Origin of the sequence: Xanthomonas sp. 10-10 (genome assembly GCF_040182365.1) — a bacterium.
GTDB lineage: Bacteria > Pseudomonadota > Gammaproteobacteria > Xanthomonadales > Xanthomonadaceae > Xanthomonas > Xanthomonas arboricola_F.
In genome coordinates this window covers 3,567,440-3,584,577 of the sequence record NZ_CP144460.1, presented here as the reverse complement: position 1 = coordinate 3,584,577, position 17,138 = coordinate 3,567,440, and the positions used below count along the sequence as shown (strand labels likewise).

The 17,138-nt window shown below is 65.7% G+C and carries 14 protein-coding genes, 1 pseudogene and 1 riboswitch; of the genes and pseudogenes, 6 read left to right on the top strand and 9 right to left on the bottom strand.

The window, feature by feature from the left end:
* Positions 1-47: 47 nt before the first annotated feature.
* The 3 genes from VZ068_RS15120 to VZ068_RS15110 form a co-directional block, all read right to left on the bottom strand.
* The gene (locus VZ068_RS15120; RefSeq protein ID WP_349655752.1) at positions 48-692 is read right to left on the bottom strand and encodes a hemolysin III family protein; all 645 of its coding nucleotides are present in this window, start codon (positions 690-692) and stop codon (positions 48-50) included.
* A 73-nt stretch (positions 693-765) separates the two neighbouring features.
* Positions 766-2,370 (bottom strand): peptide chain release factor 3, encoded by a 1,605-nt coding sequence (locus tag VZ068_RS15115; RefSeq protein WP_259151959.1) that lies wholly within the window; start codon positions 2,368-2,370, stop codon positions 766-768.
* Positions 2,371-2,493: 123 nt separating this feature from the next.
* The gene (locus VZ068_RS15110; protein WP_349657720.1) at positions 2,494-3,369 is read right to left on the bottom strand and encodes a M23 family metallopeptidase; all 876 of its coding nucleotides are present in this window, start codon (positions 3,367-3,369) and stop codon (positions 2,494-2,496) included.
* A gap of 165 nt (positions 3,370-3,534) precedes the next feature.
* A riboswitch (SAM riboswitch) is annotated at positions 3,535-3,655 on the top strand.
* A gap of 71 nt (positions 3,656-3,726) precedes the next feature.
* Between VZ068_RS15110 and VZ068_RS15105 the strand changes: the two genes are divergently transcribed.
* From VZ068_RS15105 to VZ068_RS15095, 3 genes are read left to right on the top strand one after another with little or no spacing between them, the layout of a single operon-like run.
* Positions 3,727-4,758, top strand: coding sequence for a homoserine O-succinyltransferase (locus tag VZ068_RS15105; protein ID WP_259151955.1), 1,032 nt, complete (start codon positions 3,727-3,729; stop codon positions 4,756-4,758).
* Positions 4,755-5,972, top strand: a complete 1,218-nt coding sequence (locus VZ068_RS15100) for an O-succinylhomoserine (thiol)-lyase (RefSeq protein ID WP_349655751.1) — start codon at positions 4,755-4,757, stop codon at positions 5,970-5,972. Before VZ068_RS15105 ends, VZ068_RS15100 begins: the two co-directional genes overlap by 4 nt.
* Complete coding sequence (locus VZ068_RS15095; RefSeq protein WP_349655750.1) at positions 5,969-7,057, top strand: homoserine dehydrogenase; 1,089 nt, start codon at positions 5,969-5,971, stop codon at positions 7,055-7,057. Before VZ068_RS15100 ends, VZ068_RS15095 begins: the two co-directional genes overlap by 4 nt.
* Before the next feature lie 203 nt (positions 7,058-7,260).
* Here the strand turns inward: VZ068_RS15095 and VZ068_RS15090 are convergent, their stop codons facing one another.
* Together VZ068_RS15090 and VZ068_RS15085 are read right to left on the bottom strand one after the other, a co-directional pair.
* A complete protein-coding gene (locus VZ068_RS15090; protein ID WP_349655749.1) occupies positions 7,261-8,268 on the bottom strand; it encodes an alpha/beta hydrolase in 1,008 nt (335 codons plus the stop codon).
* Positions 8,269-8,550: 282 nt separating this feature from the next.
* On the bottom strand, positions 8,551-9,933 hold the full coding sequence (locus tag VZ068_RS15085; RefSeq protein ID WP_349655748.1) for an L-serine ammonia-lyase: 1,383 nt from the start codon (positions 9,931-9,933) through the stop codon (positions 8,551-8,553).
* 85 nt (positions 9,934-10,018) lie between these two features.
* On the opposite strand from VZ068_RS15085, the gene VZ068_RS15080 reads away from it, so the two are divergent.
* The gene (locus tag VZ068_RS15080) at positions 10,019-10,252 is read left to right on the top strand and encodes a glutaredoxin family protein (RefSeq protein WP_349655747.1); all 234 of its coding nucleotides are present in this window, start codon (positions 10,019-10,021) and stop codon (positions 10,250-10,252) included.
* A gap of 170 nt (positions 10,253-10,422) precedes the next feature.
* Positions 10,423-10,642, top strand: a pseudogene (locus VZ068_RS15075) (hypothetical protein).
* A 318-nt stretch (positions 10,643-10,960) separates the two neighbouring features.
* Here the strand turns inward: VZ068_RS15075 and VZ068_RS15070 are convergent.
* The 4 genes from VZ068_RS15070 to VZ068_RS15055 form a co-directional block, all read right to left on the bottom strand.
* Positions 10,961-11,599, bottom strand: coding sequence for a cold shock domain-containing protein (locus tag VZ068_RS15070; protein WP_349655746.1), 639 nt, complete (start codon positions 11,597-11,599; stop codon positions 10,961-10,963).
* Between the two features lie 78 nt (positions 11,600-11,677).
* Positions 11,678-12,247, bottom strand: a complete 570-nt coding sequence (locus tag VZ068_RS15065) for a YceI family protein (RefSeq protein ID WP_259151949.1) — start codon at positions 12,245-12,247, stop codon at positions 11,678-11,680.
* A gap of 9 nt (positions 12,248-12,256) precedes the next feature.
* The gene (locus tag VZ068_RS15060) at positions 12,257-12,820 is read right to left on the bottom strand and encodes a cytochrome b (protein WP_349655745.1); all 564 of its coding nucleotides are present in this window, start codon (positions 12,818-12,820) and stop codon (positions 12,257-12,259) included.
* Positions 12,817-13,476: a YceI family protein gene (locus tag VZ068_RS15055; protein ID WP_349655744.1), complete on the bottom strand. Its 660-nt coding sequence runs from the start codon at positions 13,474-13,476 to the stop codon at positions 12,817-12,819. The genes VZ068_RS15060 and VZ068_RS15055 overlap by 4 nt, the downstream gene beginning before the upstream one ends.
* Positions 13,477-13,572: 96 nt before the next feature.
* Between VZ068_RS15055 and VZ068_RS15050 the strand changes: the two genes are divergently transcribed.
* Positions 13,573-17,136, top strand: a complete 3,564-nt coding sequence (locus VZ068_RS15050) for an ATP-binding protein (protein WP_349655743.1) — start codon at positions 13,573-13,575, stop codon at positions 17,134-17,136.
* Positions 17,137-17,138 lie beyond the last annotated feature (2 nt).

The following is a 17,138-nucleotide window of genomic DNA, read 5'->3' as shown; positions in this document are numbered from 1 at the left end:
TTGGCGATGCCTCGTGCACGGCGCGCGAACGCGCCGCAGGTCGCGTCTCACATCACCTGCGCTATCACCGCAACGAAGTGACAAGCACTGCCGGCCAGTACGAACAGGTGCCAGATCGCGTGGAAATAGCGCTGGGTATCGCGTTGGTAGAAATACGTGCCCAAGGTATAGAAGAGTCCGCCGGCCAGCAGCCAGCACAGAGACCAGGTATCGACCGAGCGCAGCAAGGGCTGGATCGCCACCACGATCAGCCAGCCCATGGCCAGATACAGCACCGTCGACAGCAGGCGGAAACGACCGGTGAAGAACAGCTTGAAGACCACTCCGGCGGCGGCGATCGTCCAGATGGCGGCGAACAATCCCCAGCCCCAGGTGCCACGCAAATTGATCAGCGTAAAGGGCGTATAGGTGCCGGCGATCAACAGGTAGATCGCGCAATGATCCAGCACCTGCAGGCGCGCTTTGGCGCCCGGATGCGGGATTGCGTGGAATAGCGTGGAGGCGACGTAGAGCAACACCAGCGTGGCACTGAACACGATGGAGGTGGCCAATTGCCAGCCATCGCCATAGATGGCGGCCAGTGTGATCAGCACCGAACCGCCTGCCAGGGCGGCGATGGCACCCAGGCCGTGGGTCACGGCGCTGGCGATTTCGTCGCGCAGGTCGGTCGAGGGGGAGGCGTCTGCGTTCATGCCAAAAAGGTACCGTAACTGCACGCAAATCGCATCGCCAGCCGTTGCGCTTCCTTAGCGATCCTGGTCTATGTCAGTCGATGGCCTTGGCGTGCGCGTGTTCGCGCGTTGCCGAGAAGCGCACATCCGGCGCACGTTCCTGCGCCAGCTGCAGGTTGACGCGCGTCGGTGCGAGATAGACCAACTGACCGGCCGCATCCACGCCCAGGTTGCCGGCGTTCTTCTCGCGGAATTCCTCCAGCTTCTTGGCGTTGTCGCAATGCACCCAGCGCGCGGTGGTGACGCTCACCGGTTCGAAGATCGCATCCACGCCGTATTCGTCCTTGAGCCGGTAGGCCACCACGTCGAACTGCAGCACGCCCACCGCGCCCAGGATCAGATCGTTGCTCATCAACGGGCGGAAGAACTGCGTGGCGCCTTCCTCGGACAGCTGCGCCAGGCCCTTCTGCAGCTGCTTGAGCTTGAGCGGGTCGCGCAGGCGTGCGCGGCGGAACAGTTCCGGCGCGAAGTTGGGGATGCCGGTGAACGACAGCGATTCGCCTTCGGTGAAGGTGTCGCCGATGGAAATGGTGCCGTGGTTGTGGATGCCGATGACATCGCCCGGCCACGCTTCGGCGGCGATTTCGCGGTCGCTGGCCATGAAGGTCAGTGCGTTGGCGAGTTTGAGTTCCTTGCCGCTGCGCACGTGCAGCGCTTTCATGCCGGCGGCGAACTTGCCCGAGCACACGCGCATGAAGGCCACGCGGTCGCGATGCTGCGGGTCCATGTTGGCCTGGATCTTGAACACGAAGCCGCTGAGCTTGGCTTCGGTCGCCTCGACGCGGCGTCCGGTGGTGTCGCGCGCCTGCGGCGGCGGTGCGTGCTCGATGAAGAAATCCAGCAGCGGCTGCACGCCGAAGTTGTTGACGCCCGAGCCGAAAAACACCGGTGTCTGCTGGCCGGCGCGGTAGGCCGCCAGATCGAAGGCGTTGCTGGCGCCCTGCACCAGTTCCAGTTCGTCGCGCAGCTCGGCCAGCATCTGCTCGCCGATCTTTTCGGCCAGGCCGGGCGCCTCCAGGGACGGGAAGATGGTCGAATCCTGGCGGGTGAAGTTGCGGCCCTGCTCGTACAGGTGCACTTCGCCGCTGATCAGATGCACCACGCCCTTCAGGCGTTGGCCCATGCCGATCGGCCATGTCACCGGTGCGCACTGGATGCCCAGCACGGTTTCCACTTCATCCAGCAGGTCGATCGGGTTCTTGCCTTCGCGATCGAGCTTGTTGATGAAGGTCATGATGGGTGTGTCGCGCAGGCGGCAGACTTCCATCAGCTTGATGGTGCGTTCCTCCACGCCCTTGGCGACGTCGATGACCATCAGCGCCGAGTCCACTGCGGTGAGCACGCGATAGGTGTCCTCGCCGAAGTCGGCGTGGCCGGGAGTGTCGAGCAGGTTGACGATCTTGCCCTCGTACGGGAACTGCATGACCGAGGAGGTGACCGAGATGCCGCGTTCCTTTTCCAGCGCCATCCAGTCCGAGGTGGCGTGACGGGCGGCCTTGCGGCCCTTCACCGATCCGGCCATCTGGATCGCACCGCCGAACAGCAGCAGCTTCTCGGTCAGCGTGGTCTTGCCGGCGTCGGGGTGGGAAATGATGGCGAAGGTGCGGCGGCGCGCGGCTTCGTTGGAGACTTCGGACATGGGCGGTGCGCGCCCGGTCGGACGCCTGCGGAAACTGAGGAAGCCGACGATTATAGCGGCTTCGGCGCAACGGGCCTTTGCGGACCGGCGGCCAGGTGGCATCGGGGCGCCGGGACGTCAGTGCTAAGGGGCCGGCGAGGGGAAGTGCAGCTCGCCCCGCGGGCCCCACATCCGGAACGGCACCGACACCAGTTGCAGATCGGCGTTGCGCTGCACCGAGAAATGCAGGTGCGCGGCGGTGCTGTAGCCGGTATTGCCTGAGGCGCCGAGCCGTTCGCCGGCGCCGACCCGCTGGCCGGCGTGCACTGCCACGCCGTTCGGGGCCAGATGGGCGTACAGCGCCATGCTGCCGTCGGCGTGCAGCACCCGCACCAGGTTGCCGCCGCCCGCGCCAGGGTCGTGGGCGCTGCTTTCAGTGACGTCTTTGCGTATCTCCATGACTACGCCCTCGCGCGCGGCCAGCACCGGCGTGCCCTGGGGGAGGGCGAAGTCCACCGAATACCAGTTGGGCAGATCGGCATGGCTGAACTGGCCGCCGAAGCCCTGATCCACCTGCACCGGCGCATCGCGGAACGGCAACTGATAGCCCGCCGGCTGCGGCTGCGCCTGAGGATCGCCAGGCACGATGTCGAGCTTGAGTCCCAGCCCACCCAGGGTGCGCTGGTTGCTGGCCGGGTACAGCCGTGCCAGCAGGCGACGCTCGTGCGCAGCCATCAGCACCGTGAGCGGCAGTTGCGGCACGGCGCGGTAATCCTCGTTGGGTGGAGCGCTCAGCCGGACCTGCGCAGGCCCGGACAGCGGGTTGGTCACCCATGCCAGATGGACCGGTGCCTGCCATTCCAGTTGCAGGGCCGGGCTGGTGCCCGTTGTGGCAGAGGCGACTGGCGTCGATAGGGTGCGCGACGCGGCCGGTGCCGCGCCGCCGTTCCAATGCCAGCGTTGTTGCGCAGCGGCGGGCGGCGCACCTGCCAGCAGGGCGGCGACCAACACCGGAATCATTACGGGCGAAAGAGAGCGGAAGACGCGGTGATGCACGCGATTGGCTTGAGCGAACGGAGCCGCAAGTATGCGGTGCATCACAGTGTCCGGTGGTATCGGATGAAAATATATCTTTCCATCCGCATGAAGCGATTGACATCGCAAAAGTGCGGTGGCATCTTAGCCTCACCATCGAGACCGGCGGAGGGACAGGCCCTTTGATGCCGGGGCAGCCAGCGGAGCGCGCAAGCGCCCGCGTTTGGTGCCAAATCCTGCGGGGACCTTCGCGTCCGCCGAAAGATGGTTCGAATCGTGCCTTGCGCACGTCGAACGCGAGCTCCCGCGAAGCTCGATGGCCGATCCACCCCGGATATCGCCATGAGCCTCGTGACCACAGCATCGCCAACGACCACTGATGACCTAGACACTCCCGCCGCCGACATCGACGGCGTGATCGCGTTGCGCGGCGACATCGCCGTGTCGTTGCCGATGCGCCATGCCGGCATGCGCGAGGTGCGCCTGCGCTACGAATTGATCGGCGCTGCCAATGCGCCGGTGGTGTTCGTCGCCGGCGGCATCTCGGCCCATCGGCACCTGGCGGCCAGTGCTGTGTTCCCCGAGAAGGGCTGGGTGGATGGCCTGGTCGGTGCGGGCCGCGCGTTGGACCCGTCATCGCGTCGTCTGTTGGCCTTCGACTTCCTCGGCGCCGACGGCACGCTGGATGCGCCGATCGACACCGCCGACCAGGCAGATGCCATCGCCGCGCTGCTCGACGCGCTGGGAATCGCGCGCCTGCACGGTTTTGTCGGCTACTCGTATGGCGCGCTGGTCGGGCTGCAATTCGCCACCCGTCATGCCGGCCGCGTCGGCACCTTGATTGCAGTGAGCGGGGCGCATCGCGCACATCCGTATGCCGCCGCGTGGCGCGCACTGCAGCGCCGTGCGGTGGCGCTGGGCCAGCTGCAGTGCGCGGAAAATCACGGGTTGGCGCTGGCGCGGCAATTCGCCATGCTCAGCTATCGCACACCGGAAGAATTCAGCGAGCGCTTCGATGCGCCGCCGGAAGTGATCAATGGCCGCGTGCGCGTTGCCGCCGAAGACTATCTGGATGCCGCCGGCGCGCAATACGTGGCCCGCACGCCGGTCACCGCGTACTTGCGCCTGTCCGAATCCATCGACCTGCATCGCATCGACCCGGCGCAGGTCAGCGTGCCCACCGTCGTGGTGGCGGTGGAGGGCGATCGCCTGGTGCCGCTGGCCGACATGGTCAGCCTGGTCGAAGGCTTGGGCCCGCGCGGCAGCCTGCGTGTGTTGCGTTCGCCGTACGGCCACGACGCCTTCCTGAAAGAAATCGATCGCATCGACGCGATCCTCACTACTGCCCTTCGCATTACCGGAGAAATCGCATGAGCTATCGTGACCCCGCCGACGCCCCCTGTACCGCCGCCACTGCCGCCGTGCGCGCAGGCATCGACCGCGATACCGCCTACGGCGCGGTGACCCCGCCGATCGTGCTGTCGTCGAACTTCTCCTTCGACGGGTTCGGCAACAAGCGCCAATACGACTACACCCGCAGCGGCAATCCTACCCGCGATCTGCTCGGCGAGGCCCTGGCCGAACTGGAAGGCGGCGCCGGCGGCGTCATCACCTCCACCGGCATGGGCGCGATCAACCTGGTGCTCAACGCGGTGTTGCAGCCCGGCGATACGCTGGTGGTGCCGCACGATGCGTACGGCGGCAGCTGGCGCCTGTTCAATGCGCTGGCCAGGAAGGGCCACTTCGCGCTGATCACCGCCGACCTCACCGACCCGCGTTCGCTGGCCGATGCATTGGCGCAGTCGCCCAGGCTGGTGCTGATCGAAACCCCATCCAACCCGCTGCTGCGCATCACCGATCTGCGCTTTGTCATCGAAGCGGCGAAGAAGGTGGGTGCGTTGACCGTGGTGGACAACACCTTCCTGTCGCCGGCATTGCAGAAGCCGCTGGAGTTCGGGGCGGATCTGGTACTGCATTCCACTACCAAGTACATCAACGGCCATAGCGATGTGGTGGGCGGTGCGGTGGTGGCGCGCGATGCCGAGCTGCATCAGCAGCTGGTGTGGTGGGCCAATGCGCTGGGCCTGACCGGCTCGCCGTTCGATGCCTTCCTGACCTTGCGCGGCCTGCGCACGCTGGATGCGCGCCTGCGCGTGCACCAGGAAAATGCCGACGCGATCGCTGCGCTGCTGGACGGGCACGCGGCAGTCAATCAGGTGTATTTCCCCGGCCTGGCGACGCATCCGGGCCATGCCCTGGCGGCGCGTCAGCAGAAGGGCTTTGGCGCGATGATGAGTTTCGAGTTGAACGGTGGCGAAGCGGCGGTACGCGCCTTCGTCGATGGGTTGCGCTACTTCACCCTGGCCGAGTCGCTGGGTGGCGTGGAAAGCCTGATCGCGCATCCGGCCTCGATGACGCATGCGGCAATGACCGCCGAAGCACGTGCGGCGGCCGGGATTTCCGACGGGTTGCTGCGGTTGTCGATCGGGATCGAATCGGCCGAAGACTTGCTGATCGACCTGCGCGCCGGTCTGGCGCGTGCCGAAGCGACCCTGACCGCCACCAATCGCAAGCAGGTCGACGCGTGAGCACTGCGCTGCCTGTTTCGCGCCGGGCTTCGGTGGCAGCAGTGACGCCGACACCACGGCTGGCCTTGCTGGGCACCGGGACGGTAGGGCGCGCGTTCGTGGCGCGCTATACCGCGCTGCAGGAGCGTCAGTTGCAGTTGCCGCGCTTCGACTGGTTGGCCAATTCGCGCATCGCCCAGGATTGCGGCGTGAGCGCGGAGCAGGCATTGCTGCAGGCCAACGCTGCGCCGCGTGGGCAGGCTGTGCTGCAGCCGTGGGCCGAAACCGTCGCGTTGCGTGCTGGCGACGTGCTGGTGGATGCCACGGCCAGCGATGTGGTGGCCGATTGGCACGTGGAGTGGTTGGGCCGCGGCGTGCATGTGGTGACCGCCAACAAGCTGGGCCAGGGCACGGCGTTGTCGCGTGCGCAGGCGCTGATTGCCGCCCGCCATGCCACTGGCGCGCATTATGGCGACAGCGCCACCGTCGGCGCCGGGTTGCCGGTGCTGAGCAGCGTGCGCGCCTTGGTGGCAGGTGGCGACCATATCCATTCGATCGAGGGTGTGCTGTCGGGATCGTTGGCCTGGCTGTTTCATCGCTATGACGGCAGCGGCGCGTTTTCGCACTGCGTGCGCGAAGCGGTGGCGTCGGGTTACACCGAGCCGGATCCGCGGATCGACCTGTCCGGCGAGGATGTGCGGCGCAAGCTGCTGATCCTGGCGCGTGCGGCCGGATGGCAACTGGAGGCCGAACAGGTACACGTGGAGTCGCTGGTGCCTGCCGGGCTCACCAGCGTGCCGATCGGCCAGCTGGATGCACGCCTGGGCGAACTGGATGCGGTCGTAAGCGCGCGCTGGCAGCAGGCACGCGCAGCGGGGCGGTGTCTGCGTTTTGTAGGCCGGGTGGACGCGCATGGCGCAAGCGTGGGACTGCGCGAGCTGGCGCTGGAGCATCCCTTGGCTGGCGGCGCCGGAACCGACAACCGTGTCGCGATCAGCAGCGACCGTTACCGCGAGCAACCGTTGTTGATCCAGGGCCCGGGTGCAGGTGCGGAGGTCACGGCAGCCGCGCTGCTGGACGATGTGCTGCGGATCGTGGCGGGTTGATGTTTGCGTTGCGCGGCAGAAGCGTTGGTTCTGTCGCGGGCTTAGCGCTGATTGGTGCGGTCGTCTTGGATGGCTGCGGCCTGTGCTGCGGTTGCCTGCCGTGGTCGTCTTCAAACGCTGCGTGATGGCCGCAACCGGCAGTGCCCGGGCTGCGTTGGCAGGAGAAGTAACGCACGGCAGCCGATTGCCGTGCGCTGTTGCAATTACTGCGCGATGGCCTTCAACAGTGCGGCATTGAAACGCGCGGGGTCCTGTACCTGCGGCGAGTGCCCCAGGTCGGCAAATTCGATCAGGGTCGCCTTCGGAATGGCCGCAGCTGCCTGCTTGCCCAGCTTGGTGTAGTCGCCGACGCGCGCCTTGACCTGCGGCGGTGCGGTGTCCTTGCCGATCGCGGTGCGGTCCTTGAGGCCGATGAACAGCGTGGTCGGTACCGTCAGCTTGGGCAGCTCATACACGACCGGTTGGTTGAACACCATGTCGTAAGTCAGCGCCTGATTCCAGGCGACCGCCTGCTTGCCGTTGCCCAGCGACATGCCGGCCTGCATGCGCGCCCAGCGTTCGAATTCGGGCTTCCATTGACCGGCGTAGTACACGTCCATCTGATATTTTTTGATGCGCTCGAAACTGCTCTTGAGCTCGTTGTCGTACCAGGCATCCACGCTGCGCCATGGAACGCCTTCGGCCTTCCAGTCTTCCAGTCCAATCGGGTCGACCAGGGCGAGGTGTTCGGTGGCCTGCGGGTACATCAGTGCGTAGCGGATCGCGAGCATGCCGCCCATCGAGTGGCCGACGACCACTGCGCGGTCGATCCCCAGTGTTTTCAGCAATGCGTGGGTATTGTCGGCCAGCTGCGCGAACGAGAACTGATAGGCGGCCGGTTTGCTGGATTTGCAGAAGCCCACCTGGTCCGGCGCGATCACGCGGTAGCCAGCCTTGCTCAGGGCCGCGATGCTGGATTCCCAGGTGGCCGCGCAGAAATTCTTGCCATGCAGCAGCACGGCGGTGCGTCCGTTCGGCTTGCCGGTGGGTGCGACATCCAGGTACGCCATTTCCAGCGGCTGCTGCTGCGAGGTGAACACGTACGTCTTGACCGGGTAGGGGTAATCGAAGCCTTCAAGACGCGGGCCGTAGCTGGCTTGCTGAGCCATCAGCGGGCCGCAGGCCAGGGTCAGTGCGAGTGCACAGGCGAGATGTCGCATCGTGTTCTCCATCCGGGGTCCGTGCCGGAAGGCTACAGGACGCACCGTGGTGGAGGCGTGGATCCGGGCAGTGCGACGGCTAGGGGGTGTGGTGGGCTGACTTGCCCTCATCCGCCCTTCGGGCACCTTCTCCCGCAGGCGGGAGAAGGGGGGGCTTCTGCGGAATGGCATGGCGATGCGGGCTTGTTTTCTGCCGCAGGCGCAGGCCGGGTGAGCGCTACTGCAGTGGCGCCAATTGCTGGATCAACCTGGCGTGGTGCGATGCGTTCTGATCGCATCATGCCACCGGCAGACTCAGCACTCGATGACGTTCACCGCCAGGCCGCCGCGGCTGGTTTCCTTGTATTTGTCCTGCATGTCGCGGCCGGTGTCGCGCATGGTCTTGATGACCTTGTCCAGCGAGACCTTGTGCTTGCCGTCGCCGCGCATGGCCATGCGGCTGGCGTTGATGGCTTTCACTGCACCCATCGCATTGCGTTCGATGCATGGGATTTGCACCAGCCCGCCGATCGGGTCGCAGGTCAGGCCCAGGTTGTGTTCCATGCCGATTTCCGCAGCATTTTCGATCTGGCCCGGGTTGCCGCCTAGCGCGGCGACCAGGCCGCCGGCGGCCATCGAGCAGGCCACTCCCACTTCGCCCTGGCAGCCGACTTCGGCACCGGAAATGGAGGCGTTCTCCTTGTAGAGAATGCCGATGGCCGCAGCGGTGAGCAGGAAATCGAAGATGCGCTGTTCGGATGCGCCGGGGCAGAAGCGGTCGAAGTAATGCAGCACCGCCGGGATGATGCCGGCCGCGCCGTTGGTGGGGGCGGTGACCACGCGGCCACCGGCCGCGTTCTCTTCGTTGACGGCGAGCGCGTAGAGATTGACCCAGTCCAGCGTGGTCAGCGGGTCGCGCATGGCCGCTTCCGGTTTGGACGACAGTTCGCGGTACAGCGCCGGTGCGCGACGCGACACGTTCAGGCCACCCGGCAAGGTGCCTTCCTGGCGGATACCGCGCTCCACGCAGGACTGCATGGCTGCCCACAGTTCGCGCAGTCCGCTGCGGATCTCGTCTTCGCTGCGCCAGCTCTTTTCGTTTTCGAACATCAGCGCGGCGATGCTCAGGCCGCTGCGCGCGCATTGCGCCAGCAGTTCGTCGCCGCTGAGGAACGGGTAGGGCAGCGGTGTCTCGTCGGCCACGATGCGGTCGTCGGCGGCGTCGTCCTGGTTGACCACAAAACCGCCGCCCACCGAGTAGTAATCGCGCGTGGCAATCACGCTATCGTCGGCGGTGTACGCGGTGAAGCGCATGCCGTTGGTGTGGTAAGGCAGCTTCTGCCGCTTGTTCATCGGCAGGTCGCGCTTCTCGTCGAAGCCGATTTCGTACTGCCCCATCAGGGCGATGCGCTTGCTGGAGCGGATGCGCTCCAGCGTGGCGGGGATGATGTCCGGGTCGATCAGGTTGGGGCGGTGGCCTTCCAGCCCGAGCAGCACGGCCTTGTCGGTGCCATGGCCGCGGCCGGTCAGGGCCAGCGAGCCAAAGACTTCGGCGCGGATGCGCACCACGTCCTGCAGGCGACCGGCATCGAGCAGCCAGCGATGCACGAAGCGTTCTGCGGCGCGCATCGGCCCCACGGTGTGGGAGGAACTCGGACCGATGCCGATCTTGAACAGGTCGAACGTGCTGACAGCCATGCTTGCCGGAGAGGTGAGCGTAAAGGCGGCTATTCTAGTCGGTCGGCGATTGCAGCATGGCTGCAGCGCAGCATGGGACCTTCCAATGGCCTTGACTCTTTATCAGCGCGACGAGTGCCACCTGTGCGACCAGGCCGTGGAGGCGCTGGCGCAGGCGCGCGCGGGCGAGTTCAGTAGCGTCTTCATCGACGACGATGCGGCGCTTGAGGCCGCTTACGGGGAGCGCGTGCCAGTGCTGCGCGATGCGGATGGGCGCGAGCTGGACTGGCCGTTCGACAGCCGGCGTTTGCGCGAGTGGTTGAATGCCGGCACGCGATGATGCGGCGTTTGCGCACCCGGTACGCGCCAGATTTGGATTCAGGGTGGCTGAAAAACGACTTCGCGCCGGCCTGGTGCAGAGCGGATGATCTGGGCCTTAGCTGCAGAGCGGCCGATCTGCCACTTGGCTGCAGGGCCCTTGCCCGCCCACCATCGCGGGACACGCCGTGAATCCGTCCATGGAGGCTCTTACGCGGCATCCATGCCGCGTAAGGTCCCGCGACGGTGGGCGGGCAAGGGCCTGTCGAGATGGTCGGTGTGCAGGATTTTCAGTAAAGCGGCCAGCAATCTGTCTGGTGCGGTGTCCTCGCCGATTGCGGGACCGTTGGCGGCATGGATGCCGCCACCGAGCCCCCATGGACGGGTTTACGGCGTGTCCCGCGAGCGGTGAGGGCACCGCGCCCGCGACGCCGCGAGTTTGCTGCCTTGCCCACCCACCATCGCGGGACACGCTGCAGGTACGTCCCTTTAAGCTCTTACGCGGCATCCATGCCGCGTAAGGCCTCACGACGGTGGGCGGGCAAGGACCAGTCAAGATGGTCGGTGTGCAGGGTTTTGAGTAAAGCAGCCAGCAAACTGTCTGGTGCGGTGAGGGCATCGCGCCCTCGACTCACTAAGCGTTTGACCTGCGCTTTTGACCACATCCAACAAGGTGCGGCTGACAAATTATTCTTGTCGGCCGCCCGTTCAAGGTGTCGGCCGCATTGATTCAACGGCACCACTGCTGCTCGCAGGGCACTCCATCGTGATCACCGTCCATTGCCGTATTTGGGCAATGCTGCAACACGTACGTGGCATCTTCGCAGGAGGTCATCTGTGAGCAATGCGTGCGCCCGCCACAGCTGTATTGAGAGGTGGGAGCAGATGCAGGAGCGGCCGCTACGTGCCGCTCCTGCGGCGACGTCTGCTCGGGTGCCGGTGCCGGAGTAAACGCATCGATCAGGTAATCGCGCTGCTGGTAGGCGAACGCCCCGCCACCGAGCACCAGCATCATGAGCAAGACCTTGCCAAGCCCGAGTTGTCCTTTTGCCGGCGTCGTGCGTGCCGTGTTGCGTCGCGCGGGGGCGTCATGCCTGTGCGCATGCGTACCGGCACGCACGACGCGCACCGCGCGCGGACGACCATCCGGACCAGGCTCGGTTTCGAAGGAGATCACTTCGCCGATGCGCGGCGCCTCGAGGCCGCGTGGGAACGCGGAAACATGCACGAACAGGTCATCGCCTGGCTGGGCCGGCGTGATGAAGCCAAAGCCACGATCGGCATTCCAGCGGGTCAACGTGCCGTGTGTGCGCATCGTCGGCGTCCTTTGGGCGAGTGCCGAGTCTAGCTGTCGCGCGGTGTCATTCAATCACCAGGCATAAAAAAGCGGCGGACCCGACGAGGTAGTCCGCCGCTCAGTGGCCGCGTCCGGTTGCGGCCTGTGGCCTTACTTCGCCTTCAACACGACCTTGGTGCTGATCGCGGTTTCGTTGGGGATGGTCTTGGTGTCGGCCCAGTCACCGCCGCCCACGCCGAAGTCAAGCCGCTTTACCACCGCCTTGCCTGCCAAGACGGGCTGCGCGCCCGGCGTCCAGGTGAAGGTCAGCGTGACCGGCTTGCTGACGCCGCGCAGTTCCAGGGTGCCGTCGGCCGCGTATTGATTGCCGCCGAGCGCACGGAATTTGTCGGCGCGATAGCGTGCGGTGGCAAACTTCGCGACGTTGAAAAAGTCCGGGCCTTGCAAGGTCGAATCGCGATCGTTGTTGCCGCTGATCGCGCTGGCCAGCGGAATGCGCACATCGAGCTTGGCTGCGGCCAGATTGGCCGGATCGAAACTCAGCGTGGTATCGAAGCCGGGGAACTTGCCGGTGAACACTTCGCCGTCGTACTTGCTGGCAAACACCAGCGTCGAGCCGGGGGCCTGGACGTAGTCGGCGGCCAGCACCGGCGCGGTGGCGAAGGTGGCGACCAGCGACGCGGCGACCAGCAGGGGAGAGGCGAACAACTTGGACGACATGGGGAATCCTTAGGGTTTGGAGGACAGCCAACCGCGTGGCAACATCCGCGCCAATGTGGCATCACGCTGGAAAATGTGGTGATACAGCGCCGCGCCGGCATGTGCCAGCACCACGGCGATCAACAACCAGAAGCCCCACTCGTGGATGGCGTGTGAGGTAGCACGTAGCTGCTCGTCCGGGCCACTGAGCTTGGGCACTGCGAACAGGCCGAACCAGCGGAACGGGCGCAGGCCGCTGCTGGAGTCGTACAACCAGCCCGACAGCGGCATGGCGAAGATCATGCCGTACAGCAGCCAGTGGGTAAGCCCGGCAATGCGCTCCTGCCAGCGCGGCGTGCCGGCCACCGGTGGCGGCGCGCCGGCGTACAGGCGCCAACCCAGCCGCGCGATCACCAGCGCCAGCACGGTCAGCCCCACCGATTTGTGCGCGGTGTAGACCCAGAAGTATTTCGGTGTCTTGGGCAGTTCGCCCATGGTCAGGCCGACGATGCCCAGCACCAGAATCAGCAAGGCGATCAGCCAATGCAGGGCCTGGCTGACACCGCCCCAGCGCTCGATGTTTTTCAGGGTCATGTTCGCGATTCCGGGCTGGCAGCTGCGTCAGGGCTGGTGGGTTCGGCTTGCGGCGGCGCTGTGTCGTCGTCGGTACGGCCTTCGCGCACGGCTTCGGCTTCGATGCGCAGTTCCACGGTGTCGCCGATCATCGATTTCCATGCATCGATCCCGAACTCCGCCCGGCTCAGCGTGGCGGTGGCCGAGAACCCGGCAGTGCGGCGAAACGGCGGCAGCGGGTGGCGCTTGAGCGCGTTCAGGGTGACGTCCAGGGTCACCGGGCGGGTGACGCCGTGCAGGGTCAGGTTGCCGGTGACCTTGGCGTGGTTCTCGCCGCTGGCCTCCACGCGCGTGGAGACGAAATGCGCGTCGGGAAAACGCTCGGCGTCGAGTAGGTTGCGTGCCAGGGTGGCCTGGTTCCACTTGGCATCGCCCAGGTCGGCGCGGTGCAGCGGCACCGTCACGTCCAGTCGTGCGGACGCCCAGTCGTCCGGGTCGAACACCAGCGTGCCGCTACTGCCCGACACGGTGCCCAGGGCCTTGGAAAAGCCGGCATGTTCGATCGCGAACAGCACGCGGGTGTGCACCGGATCCAGCGCATAGCGCACCGGTGCGGCGGAGGCGGCCAGGCTGGTCAGTGCCAGGGCGGGAAGCAGCAGGCGGGCGAAGGGCGTCATGGGCGGATTCTAGACACATCCCGGTGCCGCGCGCGCGGCTTGCGCTTGCAACGATCCATTGCGAGCATGCCGGCTGGACGTGGAAAGGATTCCCGCATGCGTGGTCTGTTACTGGGGTTGCTGGTTGCGCTGATGGCAGTGCCGGCCCTGGCCGAGGTGCCCGCGATCCCGCGCTTTCGCATCGTGGGCGCGGCCGAAGGGCTGCCCTCGACCATGATTACCGCAATCGCACAGGATCGTGCGGGCTATCTGTGGATGACCACCACCGATGGCCTGGTTCGGTATGACGGTGCCGAGTTCAAGGTATGGCGTAACGACCCGACCGATCGCTACTCGCTGCGCAGCAATGCCTTGCAGGCGATGTATATCGACGACCAGGATCGCATCTGGCTGGCGCTGGCGGGCGCCGGGCTGGCGATGCTGAGCGCCGATCGCAGCAAATTCACCGCATATCTGCCCGACGACGTTCCCGCGCTGGGGTCGGGAGATATCTATGCCATTGCCGGCCGGGGCGATGAGATCTGGCTCGGCATGTCGACCGGCAATGTCTTGCGCCTGGATGCCAAGGGGAATTTCAGCTCACTGGATCTGTCCAGGATGGAGGATCCGCTAGACCCCAATCCGGTCTACGCCCTGGCCCTGGACGACCGGGAGCGCATGTGGATCGGGACGCTCGGCGGTTTGGCGTACTACGACGGGCTGGCCCTGCATCACGTGCGACCGGATGGCGACGCCAGCGGTATCAATGCGCTGCAGTGGGTAGGGCAACGGCTATGGACCTCCTCGGATACCGGCTTGCGCTATATGGATTCCTCCGGGGGGTGGCATACACCCGCGTGGGCCTCGATGTTTGCGACAGGAAATCGGGTCTGGACGGTGGCCGATGCCGGAGATGGCGAATTCTGGCTCGGCACCGAGCAGGGGCTATGGCACACCCGTGCCGGTCATCCACCGGCGCCGGTCAACAACGGTGACCAACCATTGGTTTCCAATCGGCATGTCACCACGATCTGGCGAAGTCCGCACGGAGGGATCTGGGTGCCCCTGCATGGCCGTGGGCTCGCCTACCTGCGCGAAGACTGGCGTCGGACCGCAGCCTTCAAGCAGGTGAACGATCAGGGCAAAGGCATCTCCTGCAGTCTTGCGCCGGCCAATCGCTCTGGTGGCCTGTGGCAGTTCGATGGCAGTGGCAGGTTGTTGCGCTACGACACCTCGTCAGGCGCCTTGGTGCAGACCGGAGTCCAGCATCCGGATCTGCGCGAGATGGAAGTCACCTCTGCGCTGGAAGACCGTCGCGGGCAGCTCTGGCTCGGTAACAATCAGCATGCACTGTCGCGCCTGGATCTGGCGACCGGTGAGCTGACGCATTTCATCGGGGATGGACCCGCCGAGGCGGCGCTCTGGATCGGGGAGCCTGGCGATGGCACCGTGTGGGCAGCGTTCGAGCAAGTGATCCAGCGACGCGACCTCGTCAGTGGGCGCGTTCTGGAGACGATCTCCTCGAACGATCTGCATGGCCTGAAGGAATTGCCGTACTACCAGATCAACATGGGGCCGGATGGGCGCGTGTGGATCAGCGCTACCGGTGGCCTGTATGCCTGGCATGCCGAAACGCATCGATTCATGCTGGTGCCGGGGCTGGATGTCGACTTCATCCAGCGCTTTGTGGTCAAGGATCGCAATCGCATCTGGCTTTACCGCCCCGGTAGCATCGAGCACTGGGCGCAACGTAATGGCGTCTGGAAACGGGTAAGCCGCATTCGCGCTGCCGAAGGATTTCCCGCCATGGATGCCTACGGCTTCGAGCTGGACGCGCTCGGTCGTGTGTGGATGTCCGGCGCACGTGGCCTGTGGCGCATCGACCCGCGGACAACGCCTGCCAAGATCCGCAGTTTCAGTGCGCGCGACGGCTTGACCAGCCAGGAGTTCAGTCGCAGCTGTCTGCTGATGTCCAACAACGGTGTGCTGGTGGGCGGGACCGCCGATGGATTCACCTTGATGATCGACACCAATGCGCCGGATGTTCCCTCGTTTACCCCGCAGATGCGGTTGGAAGCGGTGAGCGTCCAGCAGGGCGACCGACGTCGCGCATTGCCGATCGGCGGTGGCTTTGCGCTGGTGCCGAGCGATCGCCAGTTGCGCGTCAATATGCGCCTGCTGTCTTTCATCGACCCGATGGCCAACCGCTACCGCACGCGATTGAAAGGCTTCGACACCGATTGGGTGGAGCATGGCGCTGCGGGCATGCGCGAATTCTCCTCGTTGCCACCGGACGATTATGTGCTTGAAATGCAGGGTGTCGATCCGCTCGGCAATGCATCGCAGGTGCAATCGTTGCGGTTTTCGGTGCTGCCACCCTGGTGGCGTAGCGACCTCGGTATTGCGTTGACCTGCATGCTCGGTCTGCTGCTGAGTGCATTGCTCGCCGCGGCCTACCGCCATCGCGTGCGCATGCGGGCGCAGTGGCAGCTGGCCCAGCACAAGCGCGAGCTGGCCGAGCAGGCGTCGTTGGCCAAGACGCGCTTTCTGGCGACCTTGGGGCACGAGGTGCGCACGCCGATGACCGGTGTGCTGGGAATGAGCGAGTTGCTGCTGCAGACACCGCTGGATGCGCGCCAGCAAGGCTATGCCGGCGCGATCCAGTCGGCCGGCAAGCACTTGCTGCGCTTGGTCAACGATGCGCTGGATCTGGCGCGGATCGAAGCCGGCAAGCTGCCGCTGGACAATCGCGATTTCGATTTGCGCCTGCTGATCGGTCAGGCGGTCGAACTGGTCCGTCCCAGTGCCGAGCAGAAGCAGCTGGCCTTCGAATGCGAACTGGACGACGCGCTACCGCCGGCACTGCATGGCGATGCCAGCCGGGTGCAGCAGATTCTGCTCAATCTGCTGTTCAATGCGGTCAAGTTCACCGAACGCGGCAGCGTGCAATTGCGCGTGTCGGCGTTGTCGCAGAGCCCCGCACAAGGCATTCGGTTGGAGGTGCGCGATACCGGTCCCGGCATGAGCGCCGAGCAACGTGGGCGCCTGTTCCAGCGCTTCGAACAGGCCGAAGGCGCACTGACCCTGGCCCGGCATGGCGGCAGTGGGCTGGGCCTGGCGATCTGCCGCGAGCTTGCTGCGGCGATGGGCGGGGTGGTGAGGGTCGAGAGCGAATTGGGGCAGGGCGCGTGCTTCGTGGTGGAGTTGCCGTTGCGTTGGGTTGCGACGTTGCCCGCGGCGGTAGCCACTCCGGCACACGCGGCCGCTGCCCGGGATCAGGCGCCGCTGCAGTTGCTGCTGATCGAAGACGACCCGACCGTGGCACAGGTGATCGTGGGCTTGCTGCAGACACGCGGGCACCAGGTCACCCATGTCCTGCACGGGTTGGCCGCCCTGGCCGAGGTGAGCACACGCAGCTTCGACGCGGGGTTGTGCGATCTGGATCTGCCCGGCCTCGACGGTGCTGCACTGGTGGCGCAACTGCGCGCACGCGGGGTGCGCTTCCCGATCGTGGCGGTCACGGCACGGTCCGACGCCGATGCCGAGCCGCAGGCGATGGCGGCTGGCTGCAATGGTTTCCTGCGCAAGCCGGTCACCGGCGAGCTGCTGGCCAACGCCCTGGCACGGGTGCTAGCCGACGCTGCGGACTTGCGGAACAGGGGCGAGGGCGCTGTCGACTAGGG

Coding starts and splice junctions, on each gene's coding strand:
- VZ068_RS15120 (WP_349655752.1), bottom strand. CDS start 692: ATGAACGCAGACGCCTCCCCCTCGACCGACCTGCGCGACGAAATCGCC.
- VZ068_RS15115 (WP_259151959.1), bottom strand. CDS start 2,370: ATGTCCGAAGTCTCCAACGAAGCCGCGCGCCGCCGCACCTTCGCCATC.
- VZ068_RS15110 (WP_349657720.1), bottom strand. CDS start 3,369: ATGATTCCGGTGTTGGTCGCCGCCCTGCTGGCAGGTGCGCCGCCCGCC.
- VZ068_RS15105 (WP_259151955.1), top strand. CDS start 3,727: ATGAGCCTCGTGACCACAGCATCGCCAACGACCACTGATGACCTAGAC.
- VZ068_RS15100 (WP_349655751.1), top strand. CDS start 4,755: ATGAGCTATCGTGACCCCGCCGACGCCCCCTGTACCGCCGCCACTGCC.
- VZ068_RS15090 (WP_349655749.1), bottom strand. CDS start 8,268: ATGGAGAACACGATGCGACATCTCGCCTGTGCACTCGCACTGACCCTG.
- VZ068_RS15085 (WP_349655748.1), bottom strand. CDS start 9,933: ATGGCTGTCAGCACGTTCGACCTGTTCAAGATCGGCATCGGTCCGAGT.
- VZ068_RS15080 (WP_349655747.1), top strand. CDS start 10,019: ATGGCCTTGACTCTTTATCAGCGCGACGAGTGCCACCTGTGCGACCAG.
- VZ068_RS15065 (WP_259151949.1), bottom strand. CDS start 12,247: ATGTCGTCCAAGTTGTTCGCCTCTCCCCTGCTGGTCGCCGCGTCGCTG.
- VZ068_RS15060 (WP_349655745.1), bottom strand. CDS start 12,820: ATGACCCTGAAAAACATCGAGCGCTGGGGCGGTGTCAGCCAGGCCCTG.
- VZ068_RS15055 (WP_349655744.1), bottom strand. CDS start 13,476: ATGACGCCCTTCGCCCGCCTGCTGCTTCCCGCCCTGGCACTGACCAGC.
- VZ068_RS15050 (WP_349655743.1), top strand. CDS start 13,573: ATGCGTGGTCTGTTACTGGGGTTGCTGGTTGCGCTGATGGCAGTGCCG.